The organism is Candidatus Hydrogenedentota bacterium, assembly GCA_035416745.1.
Lineage (GTDB): Bacteria > Hydrogenedentota > Hydrogenedentia > Hydrogenedentales > SLHB01 > UBA2224.
This window is the reverse complement of sequence record DAOLNV010000019.1, coordinates 66,128-74,281: the sequence shown is the minus strand read 5'-3', so window position 1 is coordinate 74,281 and position 8,154 is coordinate 66,128. Positions and strand designations below refer to the sequence as shown.

6 protein-coding genes are annotated in these 8,154 nt (G+C 62.8%); 2 read left to right on the top strand and 4 right to left on the bottom strand.

The window, feature by feature from the left end; translation table 11 throughout:
• Positions 1-54 precede the first annotated feature (54 nt).
• Complete coding sequence (locus tag PLJ71_08645) at positions 55-363, bottom strand: GxxExxY protein (GenBank protein ID HQM48743.1); 309 nt, start codon at positions 361-363, stop codon at positions 55-57.
• Positions 364-581: 218 nt separating this feature from the next.
• On the opposite strand from PLJ71_08645, the gene PLJ71_08640 reads away from it, so the two are divergent.
• Together PLJ71_08640 and PLJ71_08635 are read left to right on the top strand one after the other, a co-directional pair.
• Complete coding sequence (locus PLJ71_08640; protein ID HQM48742.1) at positions 582-1,334, top strand: hypothetical protein; 753 nt, start codon at positions 582-584, stop codon at positions 1,332-1,334.
• A gap of 361 nt (positions 1,335-1,695) precedes the next feature.
• Positions 1,696-3,888, top strand: coding sequence for a GH116 family glycosyl hydrolase (locus tag PLJ71_08635; protein ID HQM48741.1), 2,193 nt, complete (start codon positions 1,696-1,698; stop codon positions 3,886-3,888).
• 81 nt (positions 3,889-3,969) lie between these two features.
• On the opposite strand, the gene PLJ71_08630 is transcribed toward PLJ71_08635, so the two are convergent.
• The 3 genes from PLJ71_08630 to PLJ71_08620 form a co-directional block, all read right to left on the bottom strand.
• On the bottom strand, positions 3,970-4,722 hold the full coding sequence (locus tag PLJ71_08630) for a DUF1080 domain-containing protein (GenBank protein ID HQM48740.1): 753 nt from the start codon (positions 4,720-4,722) through the stop codon (positions 3,970-3,972).
• 272 nt (positions 4,723-4,994) lie between these two features.
• Positions 4,995-7,307, bottom strand: a complete 2,313-nt coding sequence (locus PLJ71_08625) for an aminotransferase class III-fold pyridoxal phosphate-dependent enzyme (protein HQM48739.1) — start codon at positions 7,305-7,307, stop codon at positions 4,995-4,997.
• Between the two features lie 599 nt (positions 7,308-7,906).
• Positions 7,907-8,154, bottom strand: a 248-nt coding sequence (locus PLJ71_08620; protein ID HQM48738.1) for a hypothetical protein, incomplete at its 5' end; no start/stop codon positions are given.

Genomic DNA, 8,154 nt, shown 5'->3' with positions numbered 1-8,154 from the left:
GAAGCGGAATCTATTCGACGTCTCCGTTTATGATGCGGGGAACGCCGTCCCTTATCAAAACCTCGCCGAAGTCGAGTAGATGCCGAGTCTGATACCCGTCAACCGCAGATAGGTCAACACCTGCTTATGGTGCGCTTTCGTGACCTTCTCCGCGGATCTGAGTTCCACAAGAATGGCATCCTCCACGCTGAGGTCTGCACCAAATCCTTCGTCGAACCGGATGCCGCGAAGCTCGATGGGGATGGGAACCCGACGTGCCGCGCGCAGACCCCGGGCCTCCAAATCGCGCGCGCGAACCGCTTCGTACACTGTGTCCAAGAGCCCGGGACCCGTCTCTCGATGAAGCACCACCGCGCAATCCACACTGATGCCTCCTGTCTCATTCTGTTTCGGAGGATTCAATCTTCGTGTTCCCTGTGTCTCCGTGTGAGTTCGTTCTTGTCTTTGTGGAGACAACAAGATCCCACCCGCGAGGGCTTCATTATCCGGCGATTAGAATTCTGACAGAGGCTTGGCGCGCCATGAGGAAATATGGCACACTATCCGAAGACAGCCACGACATTGAGGGATAGCGTATGCGTATGAAGCACCTGTTGATGTTGCTGGCGATGGTGCTCGCCACGCCAGCCATCGCCCAGGAAGCCGCCCCTGACCCGCTTATGGCCGCCGAGAACCAGATCGTCACAGCGTGGGAATCGCTGCAATCGGCGCGCGGCGTCCTGAATATCGCCGTTCAATTGGACATTGCAGACATGGCGCTGCCCGTCCAGGCCTCGGGACCCTTCGCCTACAAGAAGCACGAAGGCAAACGGCTGTTCCGCGTGGACCTGGGCGGCGACATCACCGCGCCATCCGTCAGCCCGACCGCAGCGTTGCCCGTTGAGGCATTGGGTGTATTTGACGGGGCCGTCGCGAATATCATGACCAACATGCTGTTCCAGAAGACCGTCATGCGTCACAAACCCGCCGAGAAGGACCTTGCCGTGGGCGGTGACGCCCTGTTCAAAGCCCTGCACGAGGACTGCGACGTGCGGCTGCTTGGCGACCGCGCTTTCAACGCCATTTCGTGTTACGTTATCGAGGCCGACGTCCGCACGCCCGGCGATGACGTCCTCGAGCCTGTAAAATGGAACCTGTGCTTTGCGAAAGATACGGGGTTGCCCGTGCTGGCACAGGCCTTTGACCGGCGCGGCCGCGTCATTTTCAAGTCGTTCATGACGGACATCGCGCTGAACCCCGCGCTGAACCTCGCGCAGTTCACGTTCGTCGCGCCTTCCGACGCTCGCATCGTCGAGGGCGACGACTTTTCGCAGCTCATACCCATACCGCGGTGAGCGCGCGCCGCTTCTTCGGCACGGCACGGCGAGGCGCACAAGTTTAACCTGGCGGCCCCGCATGCGAAGACCTGTTCCGGGCACGCACTGCTTTGCCGCTTCACATTGCGGTTTATCGGAAAGCCGGGAGTATGTGCGGGTATTTGCCTCTATTGGCTCTGGCGGGCCATGGCATGCGCACTTCGGGCAGGAGCAGGGGCGTGAAGGTGAGCCCGAAAAGCCCGTTACGCCCGATTGTGGGGCGGGTTCACGGATCCTGCACGGTTAAATCCGCTCGTTCGACTTTCCCCCTGTGCAAGCAGATATAATGCGGTGCTGACGACATGTCTTGGGCGTTTTCCGCAAGAAGGAAGGGGTTATCATGCTGTCTGTTGCCGTGCCTGCGCTTCTCGCCACGTTGGGGGCCTCGTTGTCCAATCCCATGTGTGACGCCTTTTCCGACCCGAAGCTGCTGCAATTATTTCGAGTTGAAAATCTCAATAACGCCGCGTGCGGCACCGTGTACCCCGCGGGCTCGCTCGAGGACGGCGGCATGCCCCTGGGAGGCGTGGGAACGGGCTACCTGTGCCTGGACCCGGACGGACGCCTCGGAAAGAGCTCGATCTTCAACCGGTTTCCAGCGCCGCTGGTCCTCGGGCTGCCTTTCCTGAGCCTGTCCGTGGACGGGAAGGAGCTGACTGTCGCCACGCCACGCGACGGCTCGGGCGACGCGAAAGCGGTCCACTACTTCGGCCACTTTCCCGTGGCCGACGCGCGGTTTGAATTTGATGCTCCGGTGTGCGTGGAGGTCCGTGCGTTCGGTCCGTTCTTACCGGGGGATGCGGTTGAATCCAACACCCCGGCGGCCTGTTTTGAGGCCTATGTAACCAATCTCGCCGATACCGCGCACAATGCGACGGTGACGTTTTCACCGCAAGGATTTCCCAAAGGCGACACGGCCCCCTTCTCGGAAGGAGGCTGGCAGGGCATCCAGGTAACGCACCCGCCCATTGAGCGGATGCCCGATTGGGTTCGGCACACCTGGGCCGCAGCAGTCGAGAACGGCCTGGTGGAAAGCGGCGAAGCAGGCGTTCGGGCGTCGGCGTCGTTCGAACTTGCCCCGGGCGAGCGCAAATGTGCCCGGTTCATCCTGTCGTGGAACCAGCCGTATTTGCGCGAGAGTTCAGGGCGGGTTGAGAAGCACATGTACGCGGAACGGTTTGCGGACGCGCGGGCGGTGGCTGCACACGCTGCCGCGAATTATGCGGATTGGCTGCGTCGCATATTCGCCTATCAAGATGTGCTGTACGGGGCGGATTTGCCTCCCTGGCTCAAAGAGGCGTTGGTCAACGCCCCATACGCCCTGACCAAGAACTCGCTATGGCTCGCCTCGACGCGCCCGGACGACTGGTGGGGCAACGAGGGGCTGTTTCTCGTCAACGAGAGTTTCTCGACGTGCTCGATCACGGAGACGATGCCGTGCCGCTTTTTCGGCCACTGGCCCGCGCTGTTCTTCTTCCCTGAACTGGAGCTGACGACACTCAAGGCGATCCGCTATTTCCAGTTGCGGGGCGGGGAACCGCCATTTTGCCTGGGGCTCGCTTTTGGAATACGAGACCCGAGGTACCATTGCCAACACACCTGCGGGTCGGGCGAATATGCGCAGATGATTTACCGGTATTACCTGCGCACCGGGGACAGGGAGTTTCTCGCGGATTTCTGGGATTCCGCGCGCGACGCCATCGAATTCATGATGTCGCTGGACAAAGACGGCGACGGTCTGGTCGAGGACCATGCCCACGCCATCCAGGGCGAGTCGTTCCCCGCCAACAACCCTATGGACAACTGGCCCTGGTACGGCGCCAGCAGTTATACGGCCGGAAAGGGGCTCGCAACGTTGGTGTGCGGGATCAAGATGGCCGGGTTGGCGGGTGACCAGGAACAGGCCAGCAGGTGGAAAGCTCTTCTGGAGCAGGGGCAGAAGAGTTACGAAGAGAAACTGTGGACCGGCGACTACTACCGCACCTACAACGAGCCTGCCACAGGACGCCGCAACGACGCATGTCCCGCGATGCAGCTGAGCGGGATCTGGTGCACGCGTGTGCTTGGCCTGGCCGATGCGCTGCCCGAGGACCGCATAAGCGAGGCGCTGGATAGTATCGCCAAACTCAATATCCCGGCTTCACCCTACGGCATGGTCAACGCCGTGTTTCCGGACGGACGGCTGTGCGAGGAAGGCGCCGGGTCCGGCATCCCGGACACGTGCTGGTCGCGCGACATCTTCATACAATGCAACGCGACCGCTGCCATGGCGTTTCTATACCATGGCAGGAAGGCCGAAGGAGAGCAGGCTGCCAAGACGATGCTGGATACCGTGTTCCGCGGACCTCACGCCATGCCATGGGCGCAACCGTGCGGTATCAGCTCGAAGACCGGCGGGACCTGCCACGGCCATGATTACTACGACCACATGGTGGTCTGGAGCTATCCCCTGGCCTTTTCCGGTCAGGACATCGCCGGTGCCTGCGCGCCGGAAGGCCTTGTTGGCAAGGTTATCACGGCGGCGTCCCAATAGCTGTCGCTGGAGGGGGACAGTGGCGCCGTTGAAAGAGTCCGGAAGCGGGTTCTCTAACGCTCGACAGTCCCCGGCTGCTGCTTATTTCTCGCCCAGTTCCTTGACGTAGATGTTTCGAAACTGCACGAGGCTTGAGGCAGGGTTCCACTGGTCGTCTGCCTTGTTGTAGCCGCCGTGATGCTGGAGCGCGAGCGGGCCTTTCTCGGGCACGCCGGGCATCTGGGCGTTCTCGATGACCGTCTTTCCGTTCAACTCGACGGTCAGGCGGTCGCCTTTCATGGTGATCATGAAGGTGTTCCATTCGCCGATGGGCTTGTCGGCCTTCGTTTTAGGCGTCACGCCCGCGCGCACCTCGGGCGGCATCGTGTCGTCCATGCGGTAACCCCAGACCTCGCCCGAGCCGATTGGCCAGCACCAGATGTTGATCTGCGACTTGTCCGACCCGCGCAGGTAGATGCCGGAGTCGGCGTTGGGTGTCGGGGTGATGATGACCTTGCCGTTTTCGTCGGTCTTGAAGCTGCCGTCGGGCAACACTGTCGGCACAGGATATTCGCCCTTGGTGCCCTTGATGCGCCATTCGATGAAGAGCTGGAAGTCGCCGAAGGACTCTTTACACCACAGGGACTTGTCGCCCGGCAGATCGACGCGCGGGTTGCAGTCGATGACGCCGTCTTTCACCTGCCAAATCTCGGCCTGGCCCGATTTGTTCTCCCAGCCGTCGAGGTTCTGGCCGTTGAAGAGGGAGCGCCATCCCTCGCCTTCAGGCGGCGCGGCCTGCGCGCTCAGCGCGACGGCAACCAAGGCGGTTAACGCGATTCCAACGAGCTTTTTCATGGTCCCAGCTCCTTTATTCCGCTCGAACGCGGTTGACGGTTAACGGTTCCGGCTCTTTCTTGATGCGGCCGGCGACTGCGCGAATTTCCCCCCGTGTCAATGGTTTGGACAGGGCCTCCTCGGCGGCTCGTTTGGGTTTTCCGCAGCCCGTGCGCATTGTAGAACCGGTTCTCCCGCATTTCAACAGGTCGCGGCCGCCGAACAAGGCCGGCTGGACGGGAAGCAGACGGCGCTGCGAGACGAGACAAGCAGGTCCCGCAGCCCTGCATTGCCTACACGAGCCTGGCGAAGCCGCTGTGGGCCAAAGGACCTTTGAGGCGGCGGGCGACGGTGTTTTCCGCGAGAGCCGTGGCGAGCTCGGCGAACACGCCGTCCAACGCCTCCTCGAACTGTTCCACGATGGCCTCCGTATGCGCGAGAGTGACGTAGACGGCGGTCCCGGCAAGGAATCCGCGTTCGAGCATCAACTGGGTGTAGTACGTGCGCAGAGCGGTGGCGTCGGGATGGTCGAACGCGAAGTGCGACAGGCAGGGGTAGCCGTCGTCCACCTTGATGGGCACGCCGTGGGCTTGGGCGCGCCGCTGCCAGGCGGCTTTGACCAGACGCCCGATGCGGCCCGCGTGTTCCCAAACCCGTTCGCGCTCCATTTTGTCGAGCGTGGCGAGGGCAGCCGTGGGTCCGACGCCCTCGGTCCAGTAGCTGCTGCTGATGAAGGACTCGTGCGCGCCTTCCATGGCCTCCTTCGTGCCGATCACGGCCGCCATGGGGTGGCCGTTGCTGATGGTCTTGGCAAACAGGGCCATGTCGGGATTGACCCCCATCCGCAGATGGGACCCGCCGAAGTTGAGCCGCCACCCGATGGTGATCTCGTCGAAAATGAGGAGCGCGCCGTGTTTGTGGACGCCGTCGCGCACGGATTCGAGGAAACCCCGCTCGGGGTCGTGGTGGCGGCAGGGTTCCATGACGACTGCGGCGAGCTTGTCGCCGTACTGGTCCAGAACCGCATGAAATTCGTCGATATTGCCGTGACGGAAAGTGTGGACGGTGCCCCGGAGTTCCTTGGGCACGCCTTTGGGCTTGAGACCGGGCAGGAGATGGCCGTCGAGGGAGTCGTCGTCGCCCAGGTTCGCGGCGAGATACCAATCGTGCCAGCCGTGGTACCCGCAGATGGCCACGTGGCTGCGGCCCGTGGTCGCGCGGGCGATGCGGACGGCCACCGCCGCCGATTCGCCGCCGCACCGGGCGTAGCGCACCTGGTTTGCCCACGGGTGTATCGCGAACAGCCGGTCGGCCAGGGCGACTTCCTCGGGCGGGTTGAGGGTCGACCAGCTTCCCAGTGTCACGCGGCGGCGGACCGCCCGCGAGACGTCGGGGTCGGCGTACCCGAGCAGGCACGCGCCGATGCCGTGGATGGACATGTCGTAGTAGCGCCGGCCGTCGAGGTCCCAGATCTCGCAGCCCCGGGCCTCGCGGTAATACGCGGGCCATTGATTCGGCGCAAGCATCTCGGGCCGTTTGCTCAGAAGCTGCGTGCCGCCCGGAATGTGCTTTTTCGCGTAGTCGTACCGCTCCTGGGTCGCATTGGCCGTCGCGGGCAGCAGCCCGAGGAGTCGCGCCGCGTTGTCGTGGAACACGTCCTGGAGGTCGCAGGGGTCGAGTCCGAATTGGGCGGCGGCATCGGCCAGGGCGCGCAGCTCTTCGAGGCCGACCAGGGCCAATCGCGGCGCGAACATGGACGATGCGTCGATATGCTCGGGCCCGAGCCAGAAGAACCCGTCGCCGGCGGTCACGCAGCGTCCGCGCTGAAAACATACGGGGAAATCGCTGCCCCACATGAGTTTTCGCGGACCGAACGTCTCGAGGATTGCCAGCAGCGGCGTTGCTTCACACACGGCCGACGTGTCGAACCACACGTTCTCGAGGCCCCGCAGGCGGCCGATGGCGCGGACCGTGTTGGGCGCATGGAACCCCCGGGCAGCGTGGGCGAGCACGAGTTTCGCGTTGGGATAAGCGCGGCAATTTCGCAGGAGCGTCTCGAGGTTGGCGGGGTCGGAGAGCGCGCCGGGCATCACCAGATGCAGCATGAGGATGCCGCCGTGTTCGTGGCAGAGCCGCCAGACCCAATCGGGCACATACTCGTTGACGGTGGCGTTCGCTGTGTCTTCCCGCGCGGCGTAGCAGTGGTAGGGTTTGAAACCGATGATGCCCTCGTGGCCGAGCAGCGCCGCGCCGTCTTTCTCGGACATGGCGGGCGTCGCGATGACCAGCCCGCGCGACCCGGGCTGCGTGCTGACCTGCTCGACCAGGAACGCGTTGGCGGCGGCATTGTCGCATTGCCGCGCAACGTACGGGAAAAACAGCCCGCCCACGAGTTCCGCTCCGGGCAACAGCGCCCCCAACCGTTCGCGCCAGGTTTCCACCCGCACGGTGTCAGGGCCCTCGTGCGCGAGCGCGAGACTCGGCGCGTTGATGTCGCGAACGCGGTACAGGTGCGCGTGAACATCGAAGATCTTCGGCGGCAACAGTCCCGTCAGTTCCCCGGTCAAGGTCTTGTCATAATCGGTAATGGTCCAGTGCCCTGACATAGCGCGATTCCCCTATGGTTTCAGCAATTCAGCAGATTCGCCCAGTATAGCGGGCGGGAGGTCAAAGGACCACATCATGGACGGGCCGGAACGCGGGTCCATGGCGGAAGGATACCTTTTGACACAGGCGGCGCGCGCCGATATGATCACAACCAACGTATCGACGAGATGTGGGGGCCGCCATTGCGCCGCCGGAATTCAGGGGAGGAACGTAACATGAACCTGCTCATGTGGTTGTTCAATCTGCCGGGTATGCTTTTGAGCATGATTTTGTCGCCGCTGAATCTTCTGCTCGCGGCGATATACGGTCTCCTGTGGCCACGCGAGTGATGCCTGACCGGGGCGGACGCCTTCTCATCAGACAGAAACCACCGTCACCGCGTAGCTGAAGATGCGGTTTTCGGGTTTCAAACGTTTTCAGAAATGGCGTCTCCCCCGCACATGCGCCATTCTTTATGCTAAGCCCTCGGTGTAATCTCCGCCGGGGGCTTCATTCCATTCCGCGGAGTGCATAGCTTCAAGACAGTCAGGATACGTCTGGCCTCTGAAGCAGGGTTGAGGTTCAATTGCCTCGTCATCGTCGCCGCCGCCCCAACCGTTCACCAACCGTCCTCGTAGTCCCCGCCGTCGTCCCAGTCGTCGCCGCCGTCATCCCAGTCGTCGCCGCCGTCATCCCAGCCGTCGCCGCCGTCGTCCCAGCCATCGCCGCCGTCGTCCCAGCCGTCCCCACCGTCATCCCCCCAATCTCCTCCGTTGAGATTTCCAGGGCACCCGACCGAGAAGACCCCGAGGATGATCACTACAACGACCGTCAATACCTTGAATATCCACCTCTTCAGCATGGCCC